The sequence below is a fragment of the Pseudoalteromonas sp. C12FD-1 genome, from assembly GCF_037414265.1.
In the GTDB taxonomy this organism is placed as follows: domain Bacteria; phylum Pseudomonadota; class Gammaproteobacteria; order Enterobacterales; family Alteromonadaceae; genus Pseudoalteromonas.
Window position 1 is genome coordinate 220747 of record NZ_JBBEVD010000069.1, and the last position, 16621, is coordinate 237367.

16 protein-coding genes are annotated in these 16621 nt (G+C 42.6%); 3 read left to right on the forward strand and 13 right to left on the reverse strand.

What is annotated here, in order from left to right:
• Positions 1 to 42 precede the first annotated feature (42 nt).
• The 13 genes from lipA to leuS all read right to left on the reverse strand — a co-directional run bounded on the left by lipA (position 43) and on the right by leuS (position 13002).
• Positions 43 to 1008 (reverse strand): lipoyl synthase, encoded by a 966-nt coding sequence (lipA, locus tag WDB87_RS11030; protein WP_286246586.1) that lies wholly within the window; start codon positions 1006 to 1008, stop codon positions 43 to 45.
• Positions 1005 to 1658 (reverse strand): lipoyl(octanoyl) transferase LipB, encoded by a 654-nt coding sequence (gene lipB, locus WDB87_RS11035; RefSeq protein WP_337849893.1) that lies wholly within the window; start codon positions 1656 to 1658, stop codon positions 1005 to 1007. The genes lipA and lipB overlap by 4 nt, the downstream gene beginning before the upstream one ends.
• A 17-nt stretch (positions 1659 to 1675) precedes the next feature.
• A complete protein-coding gene (gene ybeD / locus WDB87_RS11040; RefSeq protein ID WP_286246590.1) occupies positions 1676 to 1954 on the reverse strand; it encodes a DUF493 family protein YbeD in 279 nt (92 codons plus the stop codon).
• Positions 1955 to 2132: 178 nt separating this feature from the next.
• Positions 2133 to 3293 (reverse strand): serine hydrolase, encoded by a 1161-nt coding sequence (locus tag WDB87_RS11045; RefSeq protein ID WP_004585914.1) that lies wholly within the window; start codon positions 3291 to 3293, stop codon positions 2133 to 2135.
• 308 nt (positions 3294 to 3601) lie between these two features.
• Positions 3602 to 4366, reverse strand: a complete 765-nt coding sequence (locus tag WDB87_RS11050) for a septal ring lytic transglycosylase RlpA family protein (RefSeq protein ID WP_054982217.1) — start codon at positions 4364 to 4366, stop codon at positions 3602 to 3604.
• Complete coding sequence (rodA, locus tag WDB87_RS11055; protein ID WP_286246596.1) at positions 4366 to 5472, reverse strand: rod shape-determining protein RodA; 1107 nt, start codon at positions 5470 to 5472, stop codon at positions 4366 to 4368. Before rodA ends, WDB87_RS11050 begins: the two co-directional genes overlap by 1 nt.
• Positions 5469 to 7349 carry a penicillin-binding protein 2 gene (gene mrdA, locus WDB87_RS11060; RefSeq protein ID WP_286246598.1) on the reverse strand — a complete coding sequence of 627 codons (1881 nt, stop codon included), beginning with the start codon at positions 7347 to 7349 and terminating at the stop codon, positions 5469 to 5471. The genes rodA and mrdA overlap by 4 nt, the downstream gene beginning before the upstream one ends.
• Positions 7350 to 7358: 9 nt before the next feature.
• Entirely contained in the window at positions 7359 to 7829 is a 471-nt protein-coding gene (gene rlmH, locus WDB87_RS11065) for a 23S rRNA (pseudouridine(1915)-N(3))-methyltransferase RlmH (protein ID WP_004585918.1), read from the reverse strand.
• Between the two features lie 36 nt (positions 7830 to 7865).
• On the reverse strand, positions 7866 to 8183 hold the full coding sequence (gene rsfS, locus WDB87_RS11070) for a ribosome silencing factor (RefSeq protein ID WP_024033760.1): 318 nt from the start codon (positions 8181 to 8183) through the stop codon (positions 7866 to 7868).
• A gap of 54 nt (positions 8184 to 8237) precedes the next feature.
• Positions 8238 to 8873: a nicotinate-nucleotide adenylyltransferase gene (nadD, locus tag WDB87_RS11075; RefSeq protein WP_337849894.1), complete on the reverse strand. Its 636-nt coding sequence runs from the start codon at positions 8871 to 8873 to the stop codon at positions 8238 to 8240.
• Positions 8874 to 8884: 11 nt separating this feature from the next.
• Positions 8885 to 9922: a DNA polymerase III subunit delta gene (holA, locus tag WDB87_RS11080; protein WP_337849895.1), complete on the reverse strand. Its 1038-nt coding sequence runs from the start codon at positions 9920 to 9922 to the stop codon at positions 8885 to 8887.
• Positions 9922 to 10413: an LPS-assembly lipoprotein LptE gene (locus WDB87_RS11085; RefSeq protein ID WP_286246607.1), complete on the reverse strand. Its 492-nt coding sequence runs from the start codon at positions 10411 to 10413 to the stop codon at positions 9922 to 9924. The genes holA and WDB87_RS11085 overlap by 1 nt, the downstream gene beginning before the upstream one ends.
• Positions 10414 to 13002, reverse strand: a complete 2589-nt coding sequence (gene leuS, locus WDB87_RS11090) for a leucine--tRNA ligase (protein WP_286246608.1) — start codon at positions 13000 to 13002, stop codon at positions 10414 to 10416.
• Between the two features lie 174 nt (positions 13003 to 13176).
• Here leuS and WDB87_RS11095 point away from each other — a divergent pair, with 174 nt between their 5' ends.
• The 3 genes from WDB87_RS11095 (at position 13177) to WDB87_RS11105 (ending at position 16613) form a co-directional block, all read left to right on the forward strand.
• Positions 13177 to 13635: a zinc ribbon-containing protein gene (locus WDB87_RS11095; RefSeq protein WP_286246611.1), complete on the forward strand. Its 459-nt coding sequence runs from the start codon at positions 13177 to 13179 to the stop codon at positions 13633 to 13635.
• A gap of 77 nt (positions 13636 to 13712) precedes the next feature.
• Positions 13713 to 16136 (forward strand): Lon protease family protein, encoded by a 2424-nt coding sequence (locus WDB87_RS11100; RefSeq protein WP_286246613.1) that lies wholly within the window; start codon positions 13713 to 13715, stop codon positions 16134 to 16136.
• Positions 16137 to 16613: an FKBP-type peptidyl-prolyl cis-trans isomerase gene (locus WDB87_RS11105; RefSeq protein WP_029772177.1), complete on the forward strand. Its 477-nt coding sequence runs from the start codon at positions 16137 to 16139 to the stop codon at positions 16611 to 16613.
• The last annotated feature ends 8 nt before the right edge of the window (positions 16614 to 16621 follow it).

Genomic DNA, 16621 nt, shown 5'->3' on the forward strand with positions numbered 1-16621 from the left:
ATTTAATTGCTAAGGGCTTTTTAAATGCGTTTTAAAAAGTAATTATTTTACTTCTTTACCTGCAGCCTGTTGGTCAGCGTGATAGCTCGAACGAACAAATGGGCCAGAGGCAGCATGCGTAAAGCCAATCTCATCAGCGTAGGCTTTTAGTGCATCAAACTCCGCTGGTGGCACGTAACGTTTAACTGGCAAGTGATGCTTAGAAGGCTGTAAGTATTGGCCAACAGTAAGCATATCAACGTTATGGGCACGTAAGTCGCGAAGTACTTCTTCTATTTCGCTAATTTCTTCACCTAGGCCAACCATTAAGCCAGATTTAGTTTTTACTTCTGGGTGCGCTTCTTTAAAGCGACGAAGTAACTCTAATGACCATTTGTAGTCGGCACCCGGGCGCGCAAGCTTGTACAAACGCGGCGCTGTTTCTAAGTTGTGGTTAAACACATCAGGTGGTGTCTCAATTAAAATTTCAAGAGCACGGTCCATACGACCACGAAAATCTGGCACTAAAATCTCAATGGTAATGGTTGGGTTGTGCTTACGGATTTCGCGAATACAATCGGCAAAATGCTGTGCGCCGCCATCACGTAAATCATCACGGTCAACCGAGGTAATCACCACGTAGCTAAGCTTCATGTCTTTAATTGTTAGTGCAAGCTTCTCAGGCTCTGCTGCATCAGGTTTTAATGGACGACCATGGGCAACATCACAAAATGGGCAACGACGAGTACAAATAGCACCTAAAATCATAAAGGTAGCAGTACCGTGGTTAAAACACTCAGAAAGGTTAGGGCACGAGGCCTCTTCACATACTGAGTGTAAGCCGTGCTTACGCATAGCTTGTTTTATACCATCAATACGCTCAGTAGATTTTGGTAAGCGAATTTTAAGCCACTCGGGCTTGCGCAACATTTCAGTTTTTTCTGTAGGTAAAACTTTAACGGGGATCAACGCCATTTTTTCTGCGTCGCGTAGTTTTACACCTGGTTCCATTTTGACTGGTTTATTCATTCGTTTTCAAACCCTTCAGTATGCTTAACCTGTGTTGCATTAAGCTTCTTTATCATGTGTTTTACCAGCCCTTCACCTGCTTGCGCTAAGTTTTGAGGGCCGTTTAATTCTTTCGTTTGCACCATGTTCATGCCAGCATAACCACACGGGTTGATGCGTAAAAACGGGCTTAAGTCCATGTTAACATTTAATGCTAATCCATGAAACGAGCAACCACGACGAACACGTAATCCTAATGATGCAATTTTACTGTCGTTAACGTAAACACCGGGTGCATCAGCTTTTGCGTAAGCATCAATGCCGTATTCAGCAAGCGATTCAATGATGCACTCTTCAAGCCAAGTAACAAGTTCACGTACACCAATTTTTAAGCGGCGCAAGTTAAATAATACATACATCATTTGTTGGCCGGGGCCGTGGTAAGTAACTTGCCCACCACGGTCTACTTTAATGACTTCTATGTCACCAGGGGCGAGTAAATGCTCATCTTTACCAGCTTGGCCTTGGGTAAAAACGCTGTCGTGTTCAACGAGCCAAATTTCGTCTGGCGAATTTTCATCACGGGTATCGGTATAAGCCTGCATTTTTTGCCAAATTGGCATATAACGCTGACGCCCAAGTTGGCGAACTATTAAGGTGTTTTCTATCAAAACAGAGTTACCCGCATTTAAAGCATGTGGCGTACGTCATCAATGCTGCTGATCACGTTGTAAATTTCTTCAATGTGTTTGCCGCTAGTAACAGTTGCTACAAGGGTTACAGACTCATAATTGCCTTTACTGCTAGGCTTAACTTTTGGTGCGTAGTCGCCCGGTGCAATAGGTTGTAATTTAGCTAAAATTTGCTCCGTTAAGTTTACGTTTGCTAAACCCATAACTTTAAACGTGAACGGACATGGGTACTCTAAGTACTCATCAAATTTAGTATCTTTAACAGGTTGAACCACGACGGTGACTCCTCAAACAAAAGTGTTGGCTGTATGCGAAAACGCTAAGCGTGAACTGACAGGTTTTGGTAATCCTGCATATATGGGGCGCATTCTAGCATTTTTCAAGCAAAAAAAAACGCCTCATAACAGAGGCATTTTGTTAAACAACCCAACGACTGTGGGGTTATTTTTACGTTTACATAATTTGTAAACGTAAGTAGTCGTAAATTTTGCTAAAGAAGCTGCCTTCTTCCACTTCTTCGAGTGTAACTAGTGGGTATTGTGCAATGTCTTCGCCCTCTAGTTGTAAAAATAAAGTACCTACTTTAGTGCCTTTCGCTAATGGTGCTTCAAGTGTGTTGTCTAGCTCAAAGTTAGCTTTAAGGTTTTTATGTTGGCCACGTGGAATAGTAATTGGCGTATCTTCTAAAATACCTAACGATACGTTTTCTTTGTTACCCATCCAAATGCGTTGCTCTGCAAAGCTATCGCCAGCTTTGTAAGGTGTTATTGTTTCAAAAAAGCGAAAGCCGTAGTTAAGTAGCTTTTTGCTTTCTACTTTACGAGCACGCTCGCTTGATGTGCCCATAACAACGGCAATTAAACGCATGTCGTTTTTAGTTGCAGACGTTACTAAGCTGTATCCTGCTTCTGATGTATGACCCGTTTTAATGCCATCAACATCTAGGCTTTCATCCCATAACAAAGAGTTACGGTTATATTGCTTAATACCGTTGTAAGTAAATGACTTTTGTTTATAAAGTGCGTACTCATCTGGTACATCACGAATAAGAGCAGCGCCGAGCGTTGCCATATCACGTGGGGTAGTGTAATGCTCGTCTGTATCTAGGCCGTGGCTGTTAATAAAGTGGCTGTTACTCATGCCTAATTTAGCAGCATGGGCATTCATTAAATCAGCAAAGGCGCTTTCGCTACCTGCAATGTGCTCAGCCATGGCTACGCACGCATCATTACCTGATTGAATAATAATACCGTGGTTAAGCTCATCAACACTTATTTGCTTACCTACTTCAATAAACATTTTTGACGACTCAGGGAAGTTTTTAGCCCAGGCTTTTTCGCTTACTGTAACCATATCGGTTGGTGCAATATTACCGGCGTTAATTTCGGTACCAATTACATAACTGGTCATCATTTTAGTTAAGCTTGCTGGGGCTAGCTTTGTATCAGCTTCGCCTTCGGCAATTACTTTACCCGTTGTAAAGTCTACTAAAAAATAACCTTTTGCATTAATTTGAGGTGGTGCCGGAATGATTTGGGCGCTGGCTGAAAATACGGCGGCTGTGCAAACTAAGCCGCATACACCTTTGAGGATTTTATGTTTAATTGATTTCATCATACTCATTAATGGTTAAAGTTAAAAATTCGCGTTATGTTCATCTTATACCCAAACTAACCCAAGATGCGAGCATCGTTGGTATTAAAAACAACTTAGGCAAGGCATTGATTGTCTATAATAGTCACTCTATTGTTCAAATCAATAACGCAGTCTTCATCGTTTTTAAACCGACGCTAGCACGTTTTACTAGCACTTACTCTCTGTGATGCTCTTTTTAAAAGAGCCAACCATTTAAAAAGTAACACCTAGATTTAAGCCCCTGCGCAACGCTTAACTTGCACCTTGGGATGGTTTAGTTATTAGTCTTACTGAGTGTAAAGCAAGAACGCATTTTGAAATTGGTTTTGTTTTAATTTTTTTAATACATCTTGCGCATGTTGGGCATCTTTAATTGGGCCCAAATGCAAACGGTATATGTTGTCTGCTTTTACTATATTAGTAGGCACTTGATATTGCAGGCGTAATGTAGAAGCTAATGCCTCAATATTGCTAAGCGTACTACCTGCGGCTACCTGTATATATGTTTTACGTGCAGGAATGCTGTCGAGCGTAATCGCCTCTAGCTTAACCTTAGCTGTACCGTGAGTGTAATAGCCTAATTTATAAGCAGCAGCATACGAAAGATCTATTATTCTGTCATCGTGAAACGGCCCTCGGTCGTTTACACGCACAATCACCGATTTATTGTTGGCAGTATTAGTAACACGAACAAAGCTTGGTAGAGGTAAGGTTTTATGCGCAGCGCTCATGGCAAACATATCGTAAATTTCACCGTTTGAGGTATGGTAGCCATGAAACTTACGGCCGTACCATGAAGCGATCCCTTCTTCTGTGTAGCCTTTTTCATCAAGCATTGGCGTATAACGCTTACCTAATACTTCGTAAGGGCGACTTGCACTGGCACTTTTTTTAACATCCACCACAACGGCATCTTGCATTTCAAGTGCGGTAGGTGCACGCAGTGGTGCGGCATCGTGCTCCATATGATAACGGCTATTAGAGCCGCTACTACATGCGCTTAACATAAATATTAAGGCTGAAATAAATAACAGCTGGGTAGGCTTATTCATTATTTTAAAAGCATCCTTTTATCTGTCGCAATTGACATAATAATGCCAAAGCCGGCCATTAACGTCACCATAGAGGTGCCGCCATAACTAATAAGGGGTAAAGGTACACCCACAACAGGCAACAAGCCCGATACCATGCCTATGTTTACAAAAATATAAACAAAAAAGGTGAGCGTTAAGGCGCCGGCTAGTAATTTACCAAATGCATCTTGCGCGTTGACCGCAATGTATAAACCGCGGCCAATAATAAACAAGTACAGGCTTAATAAAACACATACACCAAATAAGCCAAACTCTTCACTTAATACCGAAAATATAAAGTCGGTATGGCGCTCTGGTAAAAATTCAAGTTGTGATTGCGTACCTTGAAGCCAACCTTTACCTTCAATACCGCCTGAGCCAATAGCTATTTTAGATTGAATAATATGATACCCCGAGCCAAGCGGGTCACTTTCTGGGTCTAAAAACGTTAGCACGCGTTGCTTTTGGTAGTCATGCATACCGTAGTGCCAGAATGGCCATGCGGCAAGGGCTACAATTGAGCTTAAAAAGCCAATTAAGCGCCAACTTAAACCGGATAAAAACAACACAAATATTCCTGAGCTGGCAATCAAAATTGAGGTGCCTAAATCGGGCTGCTCTTTAATTAATAAGGTAGGCAGCATCACGATGATAAAGCCAATAATCAGGTGCAATGGGCGAGGGGGAAGTTGATTACGGCCAATATACCAAGCTACCATCATAGGGACTGCCAGTTTCATAAGCTCTGAGGGTTGAAACCGCGTAATACCTAGATTTAACCAGCGCTGCGCACCTTTTGAGCTAACCCCAAACAGCAATACGCCCACTAACATTAATAAGCCCACGCAATAAAGGGGGATCACTAAGCGTTTAAGTGTCGCAGGGGAGAATTGTGCCAGCACTATCATGCCTATAATAGCGCCGCCCATACGAGTAATATGGCGCAGCATCATGGCTGAGTCTTGGCCACTTGCACTATATACTATGGTGATACTGCCTGCCATCATAAGTAATAAGGCAATCAGTAACGGTAAGTCTAAATGCATGCGCATCCATATCGAGCGCTTGTTATGAAGTACGGTCATTGCGCGGTATTCCTAGCAAGTTCTATTGGGTTTGCAGCAAAATAATAATCCATCAGCTCGCGCGCAATGGGGGCACCCACAGAGCTGCCGCCACCGGTGTTTTCAACTACAATAGAAACTACAATTTTAGGGTCGTCATACGGAGCAAAACCAATATAAATCGCGTTATCGCGTTGGCGCTCTTTTAGTGATTTTGCATCGTAACGCTCACCTTGGGCAATACTCACTACTTGCGCAGTACCTGTTTTACCAGCAGGATCATAATTAGCGCCTTTAAATGCACGGTGTGCAGTTCCTGTTACTTTTTTTACGGTATTGTGCATGGCATCGAGAGCGATACGCCAGTTATCTGGGTTGTTAAGTACTACCGGCGGTTTTTCTTCGTTATTAATTTGCGACACTTGATCTTCTTTTTTGGCCACTTGCGCTAAATGCGGCGGGTGGTTTATGCCTTTATTAACTAATATATTAGTCGCGTTAGCAATTTGAATCGGGGTAGCTGTCCAGTAGCCTTGGCCAATCCCCACAGAAATTGTGTCGCCACGCCACCACGACTCTTTAAAGCGGCCTTCTTTCCACTCTTTTGAGGGCAATATAGCCGTGGTTTCTTCGTGTATGTCTATTCCGGATAAGTCACCAAAGCCAAAGCGTGCCATAAAATTACTAATTTTTGTAATGCCTAAGCGGTAAGCTGCATCATAAAAGTAAGTATCGCACGACTCTTCAATCGCTTTGTAAACATCTACGTGGCCGTGACCCCAGCGTTTCCAATCGCGCCATTTATGTTCAACATTCGGTATTTGAAAAAAACCTGGGTCCCACACCGAAGTACTTTCACTGACAATGTTTTCTTCAAGTGCCAGTATGGCCATATGCGGTTTTACTGTGGAAGCCGGTGCATAGCGCCCTTGAGTGGCACGGTTAATAAGGGGGCGGTCGGGGTTTAGCAGCGCTTTATAATCTTTGCTGCTAATACCGTGTACAAATAAATTAGGGTCGTAACTTGGGTTTGAATAAAGTGCTAATACGCCACCGTCTTTGGCATCCATTACTACAACCGCGCCACGCATATCTTTAAGCGCATGTTGGGCTATTTGCTGTAAACCTATATCTAAAGTAAGTACTAAATCACTGCCCGGCTGCGGGGGAGTCATACTTAACGTACGAATAACACGGCCGCGGTTATTTACTTCAACGCGCTGCGAACCCACTTGGCCATGCAAAAGTTGCTCGTAATATTTCTCTATACCAAGCTTACCAATATCGTGCGTAGCGCGGTAATTTGTAGCTTGGTCTTCTTGCTCTAGCTTATTAAGCTCTTTGCGGTTTAATTTTGCAACGTAGCCTAGCGCATGGGTGAGCGTGTCGCCATACGGGTAAAAGCGTGCAAGGCGGGCTTCAATACTAAAACCAGGAAATTTATGCTGATTAACCGCAAATTTGGCTACTTCGGTTTCATCTAAGCGGGCTTTTAACACTTGTGATTTAAAGCGCCGTGTATGCTTTATGTTATCGATAAAGTCTTTTTTTTGCGGCTCGGTAATTGTAATTATTTTACTAACTTGCTCGAGTGACTCAGCTAAATCGTCAACCTCTTCAGGAATAACCTCAAGGTTATAAACGGGTTTGTTTTCAGCAAGCAGCACACCGTTGCGGTCGTAAATGAGGCCACGGTTTGGTGCAATAGGAATTACTTTAATGCGGTTATCGTTAGAGCGGGTTTGGTAGTCGGCGTGCTCTTCTACCTGAATGGTATAGAGGTTAGAGAGCAAAATTGCCACTAAGCCTAAAACAAAAATAAAACCCACAAATGCGCGCCGTGCAAATAAGTTTGCCTCAGCGGAATGGTCGCGTATTGTGGGTCTTTGCTTAATCATAACAAGGCGTTACTCGCGATGATAAGGATGGTTGTTATTTAAGCTCCAGCCACGGTATAGGCTTTCGGCAACAATAATACGCACTAAAGGGTGCGGTAACGTTAAGTTAGATAACGACCATTTTTGCTCAGAGGCGGCAATGCACTCAGGGGCTAACCCTTCTGGGCCGCCAATAAGTAAACTTACGTCGCGGCCATCGAGCTGCCACTTTTCCATATTTTTAGCAAGCTGGTGAGTATCAAGTGGTTTACCTGTTACCTCTAGGGTAACAATGCGATTGCCTTTTGGAATAGCGGCTAAGGTTTTTTCACCTTCGGTGTGCAAAATGCGTTTAATATCGGCATTTTTACCGCGTTTACCGGCCGGAATTTCTATTAACTCAAGCGCCATATCTTTAGGAAAACGGCGTTGGTACTCTGCAAATCCGGTTTCTACCCACGCTGGCATTTTTGTGCCAACGGCAATCATTTGTATTTTCACGTATTACTTCCAAGCTCAATTAAAAAATAGTGGCGCTTAGCCCCACAGTTTTTCTAGATCGTAATAGCTACGTGCGTGATCTTGCATCACGTGTACAACTACATCACCTAAATCTACCAGTACCCATTCGCCTTCGTCTTGACCTTCGTAACCTAAAGGTTCTTCACCAGCGTGGCGAGCTTCTTTTGCTACGTTATCAGCAATTGATTGCACATGGCGCTTAGAAGTACCCGAACACACAACCATGTAATCGGTAATGTCTGAGCTGTCGCGTACGTCTAGTTGTACCACGTCGCGTGCTTTCATATCGTCAATTTTGTCTAGTGCAAAGGCAAGTAGTTGTTTCGAATCCAAGGTATTGTCTCAATTTTAAATTTAATAGCGTGCATTTTAACATGCTAGGGGGTTTTAATCACCACTTTGATAGAGCTGGTGTTGCTCAATGTAGTGACTCACAGAATCAGGTAATAGTTCATTATTTTTATTGGTTTTTTTTAATTGTTCTCGAATAGAACTTGAAGCCGCATCGAGGGTTTCACCCGGTAAAAAATACAACTTACCAAATGGTGTGTATTCAAGGTACTGTGCATCGTTAGTTTGGGCATTTAACATATACGTTTTTAGTGCAGGGCGCGGGCTACATAATTGCCCCGGGCGTTGGTATACAACAATATGGCAAAGCTGTGTAATGGTCTGCCATTCGTACCATTTGTCGAGGTTATTAAACGAGTCCATGCCCATTAAAAAAAGAATTGGCGTATTTGGGTGCTCAGCTCTGAGTTCTTGCAAGCTTAATAACGAGTACGAGGGGCCGGTACGATTAAGCTCTCTTAAATCAAGTGCAAAATGAGGATAAGGAGCTATAGCGGCATTAAGCATATTAATACGGTGCGCTGTACTTATACCCGGCGCAGCTTTGTGCGCGGGCAGTGCACAGGGCATAAAGTACAACGTAGTTAAGTTAAATGTATTTACACACTGCGTAGCCATATTTAAGTGGCCTAAATGCACGGGGTCGAAGGTGCCGCCAAAAATTGCAATCATGTTAAAAATCTTTAGTTAAGTGCGTGGCACGGCATTGGAATATCGAGCGGTTGGCAAAACTTAATACAAATATGCGCAAGCGCTTGGTAAGGCGCAATTAAGTTACCTTGTTTGTAGCTTGAATCAAACAGTGCAAGCTCACTGCTTATTTGCTCAAGGGTATTAATATTTAAGCGGTTAATCGCATTTTGCACCGGGCCCTGCTGGTTTTTCCAAATACCATTTTTTTTAAATAACTGTGCGATAGGCTCGCCATTTAAAAGCCCTTGCTGAATAGTTAGCAAACTGGTGAGCTCTTTATTTATAGCCCATAAAATACTCACCACTTCGGTGTTATCGCTGGCCAGTTTATTAAGGACCTTAATAGCTTGCTTGGCGTGGCCATTTAATAGGGCATCACTTAAGTCAAAAATATCAAACTTGGCTTGATTTAATAGCCCTTGCATCACAAGTTGCTGGGTTATTAAGGCATTACCATGCAGCAGCGAGAGCTTTTCGAGCTCTTGAAAGCATGCTAATAAGTTGCCTTCGGTCGCGTTAATTAAACTCAGTTTTGCTTCGTTTTGCATATTCAGAGAAAGGCGTGCTGCCTGTTCATCTAACCAGCGTTTTAAATGATTCCCTGCAAGCGGGTAGCACGGTACAAATACACCCTGTTTATCGAGCGCTTTAAACCAGGCTCCACGTTGTACGTCTTGGCTGGCTTTAGCCCCTTTTACAATTAAAATGGTATCGGGGTTGATTAACTCGACTATTTTTTTAAAGGTATTACTACCTGGTGTGCCAGGTTTTTGGTGGTTTAAATCAAGCTCAATTATAGTGCGCGCACTAAACAAAGACATACTTTGATATTGAGCTATAATTTCTTGCCAATCAAACCCCTGCATTAGGGTAAATTTAATTACCTCAGCAAAGCCTTGGGCTTTTGCCGCCTCGCGTATTTGCTGCACACATTGCGCTTCTTGAAACGGCTCTTCACCAAACACTAAATAAAAGGGTTTTAAACCTTTACTTAATTCATTCGGTAACTGATTAGCATAACAGCGCATTATAGTTGCGACAGCTCTCTAACAATACGACGACTGGCTTGCTTACGGATTTCGCTAATAAGCATCTCAAGCTCTTTTGCTTTTGCAAGTGCGTGATCGGGGTCGTCTTGGTAGTTACGATAAAGCTCAAAGCGTTTTTCAATGGCTTTTTCGCCTGGGCGTTTAACCACATAGCTTACCCCGTAGGCAAGCTCGTATTCAGCCACCTGACCATTTTGAAACAACGACAAGGTTTGGCGTTCAATGCTTTCTTTGCGTAAGTAAAGTTGGGCAACATTTTTAGCCGAAGGCGTTAGTTCTACGTTACTGGCTTTAAGCTCTTTTTTAAGGTTTAAAAATAACGATGATTTTTCATCATCACCTTTAAGTGTAAGCATTTTAAGGTTATCAGGCAGGCTAGAGGCTTTTTTTAAATGAAAGCCACAGCTAGATAACACAAAACACATTAGCACTAAGGCTAATGTGTTTTTAAAGGTGTTAAAGCTAACCATTTAGTTAGCTACCACGTTAAGTAGTTTACCTGGTACGTAAATAATCTTACGAATGGTTGCGCCATCAGTAAATTTAGTTACGTTAGACTCAGCAAACGCAAGTGCTTCTACCTGCTCTTGTGTTGCATCGGCGGCTACAGTTAGCTTAGCGCGTAGTTTGCCGTTTACTTGTACGATGATTAATTTTTCATCTTCAACAAGGGCAGACTCGTCAACTTTAGGCCATGCTGCATCTAAAATGTCGCCATCTTTACCAAGCTCTTGCCATAACTGGTGCGATAAATGCGGCGTAATTGGCGCAAGCATAATAAGTAGGGCTTCTAATGCTTCGTTAGCAATAGCAACATCTTGCGTATCGTTTAACGGCGCTTTTAATAACTTATTAGAGAGCTCCATAATAGCGGCAATTGCAGTGTTAAATGTTTGACGACGTTCAATATCATCGCTTACTTTTGCAATGGCTTTATGTAGTTCACGACGCAGCACTTTTTGTGGGTTACTAAGCGCCGATTTATCAAGAGCCTGGAAGCCAACAGTTTTCACATCTACTGCGTATTTCCAAATACGTTTTAAGAAGCGGTGCGCGCCTTCAACCCCTGAGTCTGACCATTCAAGTGTTTGCTCTGGTGGTGCGGTAAACATCATAAATAAACGCACAGTATCTGCACCGTATTGGGCAATTACTTCCTGTGGGTCTATACCGTTGTTTTTAGACTTAGACATTTTGCTCATGCCCGATGAGAACACAGGCTCACCATCTTCTTTATGCCATGCTTTAGTTACGCGGCCTTTTTCGTCAGTTTCGGTATTTACATCGCTTGGCGAAATCCATACATCGCCGCCTTTTTCATCTTTACGATAAAACGTTTCGGCAAGTACCATGCCCTGACAAAGTAAGCGATCGAATGGCTCGTCTGAATTTACTAAACCAAAGTCACGTAATAACTTATGGAAAAAACGTGAATACAATAAGTGTAAAATAGCGTGCTCAATACCACCTATGTATTGGTTTACTGGTAACCAATAGTTAGCTGCTGCTGGGTCTAGCATGCCTTCGTCGTGACGCGGACTACAGTAACGTGCGTAGTACCAAGACGACTCCATAAAGGTGTCAAAGGTATCTGTTTCGTGTGTTGCTGGTACGCCGTTTACCGTTGCTTTTGCCCATTCTGGGTCAGCTTTTATTGGCGAAGTAACGCCATTCATTACTACATCTTCAGGTAAACGTACTGGCAGCATTTCTTCGGTGGCGGCTAATTCGTTACCGTTTTCATCGCTCAGCATTGGGATTGGTGAACCCCAGTAACGCTGGCGGCTAACACCCCAGTCACGTAAACGGAAGTTAACTTTACGCTCACCCACACCGAGTGCTTCTAGTTTGTCAGCAACAGCGTTAAATGCGCCTTCAAAATCAAGGCCATCAAACTCACCAGAATTAACTAACACGCCTTTTTCAGTGAATGCTTCTTCTTTTAAATTTACTTCAAGCTCTGAGCCTTCAACAGGTGCAATTACTTGTTTTATATCTAGGCCGTATGCTGTAGCAAATTCATAGTCGCGTTGGTCGTGTGCAGGTACTGCCATAACCGCACCTGAGCCGTAATGCATTAATACAAAGTTAGCAACCCAAATAGGTACTTGCTCGCCCGTTAATGGGTGAGTAGCGTAAAAGCCAGTTGCAATGCCTTTTTTCTCCATAGTGGCCATGTCTGCTTCGGCAACTTTGGTGTTTTTGCATTCTTCAACAAACATTGCAATTGCATCGCTGTTTTTAGCGGCTTCTTGCGCAATAGGGTGGCCACCGGCAACGGCTAGGTAAGTTACACCCATAAATGTATCTGGACGTGTAGTGTATACGCTAAATTTTTCGTTGTTGTCGGTACGCGTAAACTCAATGTCTAACCCTTCAGAGCGGCCAATCCAGTTGCGCTGCATGGTTTTAACTTGCTCAGGCCAGTCTTCTAACTTGTCTAAGTCGTCTAAAAGCTCTTGTGCGTAGTCAGTAATTTTAATAAACCACTGTGGAATTTCTTTTTGCTCAACTACTGCACCAGAGCGCCATCCTCGGCCATCTATAACTTGCTCGTTTGCTAGTACAGTTTGATCAACTGGATCCCAGTTAACCGTTGACATTTTTTTATACACTAAGCCTTTTTCGTAAAGCTTAGTGAAAAACCATTGTTCCCACTTGTAGTACTCTGGGTGACAGGTGGCTATTTCACGATCCCAGTCGTAACCAAAGCCTAATTGCTTAAGTTGGTTACGCATGTAATCAATGTTTTCGTATGTCCACTTAGCTGGCGCTGTTTTGTTTTTGATAGCGGCGTTTTCTGCAGGTAAACCAAACGCATCCCAACCCATTGGCTGCATAACGTTTTTGCCTTGCAGACGCTGGAAACGAGAAACAACATCACCAATGGTGTAATTACGCACATGACCCATATGCAGTCGGCCACTAGGGTATGGGAACATAGAAAGACAGTAATACTTTTCTTTGCTCTCATCTTCGGTGACTTTAAATACCTGGTTTTCTTCCCAGTAACTTTGGACTTTTGACTCTATGTCTTGCGGGTTATATTGCTCTTGCATCTATGATTCCAGACTTCTTGCAAACTAATAAAAAATTGCCGATAGGATACCCCAAATAAAAGCCTAATCACAGCGTATAAGCACGGTTTTGTTAAAATCTCACTTTCAGTGCAGGTTAACCTATACTTATCTATGTTAAAGGCCAACACGCCCTTGATTTTGATGGAGTATAAAATGGCAGATTATAAAACATGGCTTAACGAGCTCACCACGTGGTTAAAAGATGTAAAAGATCACGAAGTAAAAGATGCAATGACCCGATTTGTTGAATCTGAGCAAGCACTTAAAGACCTAGGCAAAGAAAAATACGGACTTTATAAAAGTTATTTGCAGCGCGATTTAGAGCACGTTCAAGAAAACGAATCACACTATAATTCGCTTGCATGGCAAGAGCTTAAAGAGTCGTTATGGTATGAGCTTTCGCACATAGAAGACAAAACCCAGCTTGAATGGCAGTCTCTTAGCCAAGATTTTAAGCACAACGGGGTATATCACGCAGGCGAATGGATAGCCATGGGCACATTAGTATGTAAGAATTGCACCCATAGTTTTGATATTTATCACGCTACACAAATTACACCGTGCATTGAATGTGATGGTATTTATTTTAGCCGTAAGGCATTACAACCCTAAATATATGTATTAAGTGGCTTGTAGGCCACTCAATACGCCCAAAGCCAGCGAGTATGTTGGTACAAAAAGAAGTTAGAATGACGAAAAAACTGCTGCCATTATCTGTTTCACAGCTCGCACCGAGCATTTCTACTAATCACGTTAGCACGTGTATGAGCAATCCATACCCAGAGCAACTTACCTTTATAGGGCAACAACGTGCTCAAAGCGCCCTCGACTTTTCATTAGGAATGGATTTACCCGGTTACAATGTGTATGTAATGGGTGAGGCCGCGCATGGCCGATTTACACTCGTAAAAGACAAACTTAAACAACACGCAAAAGATCGCCCCACACCTAACGAGTGGTTGTATGTTAATAATTACGACGACCACCGCGAGCCAATTGCGCTATTTATGCAAGCAGGGCAAAGTAAGCAATTAAGTGACGACATAGACTCATTTTTAGATGAAGTACTCGACACCTTTCCGGCAGCTTTTGATAACCCAGCTTATCAACGCAAAAAAAAGTCAATCGAGAGCGAATTTAACGACGCTTACGACAGCGCTATTACCGCAGTAGAAGAAATGGCGCTTGAGCAAAGCGTGGCGCTAATAGAAGAGAAAAACGCCGTAGGATTTGCGCCTTTAGTTGAAGGCAGGCAGTTAAGCGATAACGAATTTGCCGCCCTAGATGAAGCGCTCCGCGATGAGTTTTTTGAAAAAATAGAAAAACTAGAAGATGCCCTAATAGAGGCGCTTATTGAGTTGCCACGCTGGAAACGCGAATCAAAAGAAAAACAGCGTAATCTAAAAAAAGCCACAGCCGAGCAAGCTACAAAGCCATTATTAAAAGATTTAGAGCATAAATACGCTGCACATATCGGTGTGCTGCGCTACTTAAAAGACATTCGCGTAGAAATAATTGATGCAGTACTTGAGTGGCTTGACGACGAAGATGAAAGCGAAGAAAGCAAAGAAGACTTTGACCGTAAAGGCATGCTTACCGACTTTTTTGCGCCTAATATTTTAGTTGAGTTTAAAGAAGACGATGCTGCGCCTGTGGTGTATGAGCCAAACCCAACGTTTGGCAATATATTTGGTAAAATTGAGTATTCAACATCGCAAGGCTCACTTATAACCAGTTACCGCTCTATACAGCCAGGTGCATTGCACCGCGCAAATGGCGGTTACTTAATTATGGATGCTGAAAAAGTAATGGCTAACCCACAAGTGTGGGATGGTTTAAAGCTTTCGCTTAAAACGCACCAAATTAAAAACGACCTACCATATCAAGACAGCTCAGTAGGCAGCAGCTTTACATTGCGCCCACAATTAATCCCTCTTGATGTAAAAATTATTTTATTAGGTTCGCGCGATTTGTATTACACCATAGGTGAGTACGATGAAGAATTTGCAGAGCTGTTTAGAGTCCTTGCCGACTTTGACTATTACTTGCCAAGCAGCGATAAATTACAGTACCAATTTATTACTAAAGTGAGTGAGTACTGCCAGCAAACCTTAAAGTGCACAACTACAGAGGCCGCCATGGTGCGGTTACTTAAATTTAGCTACCGCCAAGCAGAGCACCATAATAAATTATCGGCCCGTTTTGCAGATGTACTTGAATTGGTGGCTGAGGCCAGCTTTTACGCCAAGCAAGATAAGCAAACACTAATTGATGCGCACCATATTGATGAAGCCATTGAAGGTAAGCAGTACCGCACCGGCCAAATAAGCGAAAACATGCTAAGCGATATAAAAGAAGGCCACACGCTTATTGCCACACAAGGCCAAGCAATTGGTAAAGTTAACGGCTTAACAGTATTGCACATTGGCGATACGTCGTTTGGTACTCCCGCACGTATTACCGCCACCGTATACGCAGGCGCCGATGGTGTAATAGATGTAGAGCGTGAAGCCGAGCTAGGTAAAGCAATTCACTCAAAAGGTGTCATGCTGCTTACCGGTTATTTAGGTAACAAATACGCCCAGCACTTTAGCTTAACCCTAAGTGCCAACATAGCTATAGAGCAAAGCTACGGTTATATAGATGGCGACAGCGCTTCATTGGCTGAGTTATGTGCGCTTATTTCGGCTATTACCAGTTTGCCTATTAGCCAGTCTATTGCTCTTACAGGCTCTATTAACCAACATGGTGATGTGCAAGCTATTGGTGGTGTAAACGAAAAAATAGAAGGTTTTTTTAAGCTGTGTAAAATGCGCGGCTTAACAGGCGGTCAGGGCGTTATTATTCCTAAATCGAACCAAGTTAACTTAGTACTTGATGATGAAATACTTGAAGCTGTTGAGCGCGGTAAATTTAATATTTACGCCGTAGAAACGGTAGACCAAGCACTTAACTTATTAATGGATATTGATGCAGGCGATGTTATTGACGGGCAATACCCAGAGGATTCTGTTAACGGTATTGCTTTAGCACGCTTAAAAGACATAGCCGACATAGTTAATGGCGATAGCGAAGAAGATAAAGAAGCCGATGAAGATGAGGAAAAACACTAAATGATCAATATAATTTTAGCGGTGATCATCGCTATATTTTGTTTTTTAATTTTTCAAAATAGTAAAAAAGCAAAGCAACAAGCTGGCATTAACGCGCAAATTGAAGCCGACTACCTTGTCGCGAACGCAAAAGTAGAGGGCGTAATAGAAACCGCCTCAGGCTTACAGTACAAAGTGCTGCACAAAGGTGAAAGCGAAAATACACCTAACCCTACTAGCAAAGTAAACGTGCACTACCACGGCACGTTAATAGACGGCACCGTATTTGACAGCTCAGTAGAGCGTAAAACGCCAATCAGTTTTGGTTTAAATCAGGTTATTAAAGGCTGGACCGAAGGCTTACAGCTTATGAGCCCTGGCGATAAATACATATTTTATGTACCGCATCAATTAGCCTATGGCGAAAAGCGAGTGGGCAGTATTCCACCTGCATCACTGCTTATTTTTGAAGTAGAGCTTTTGGCTATTGAGTCTTAATTCAGGCA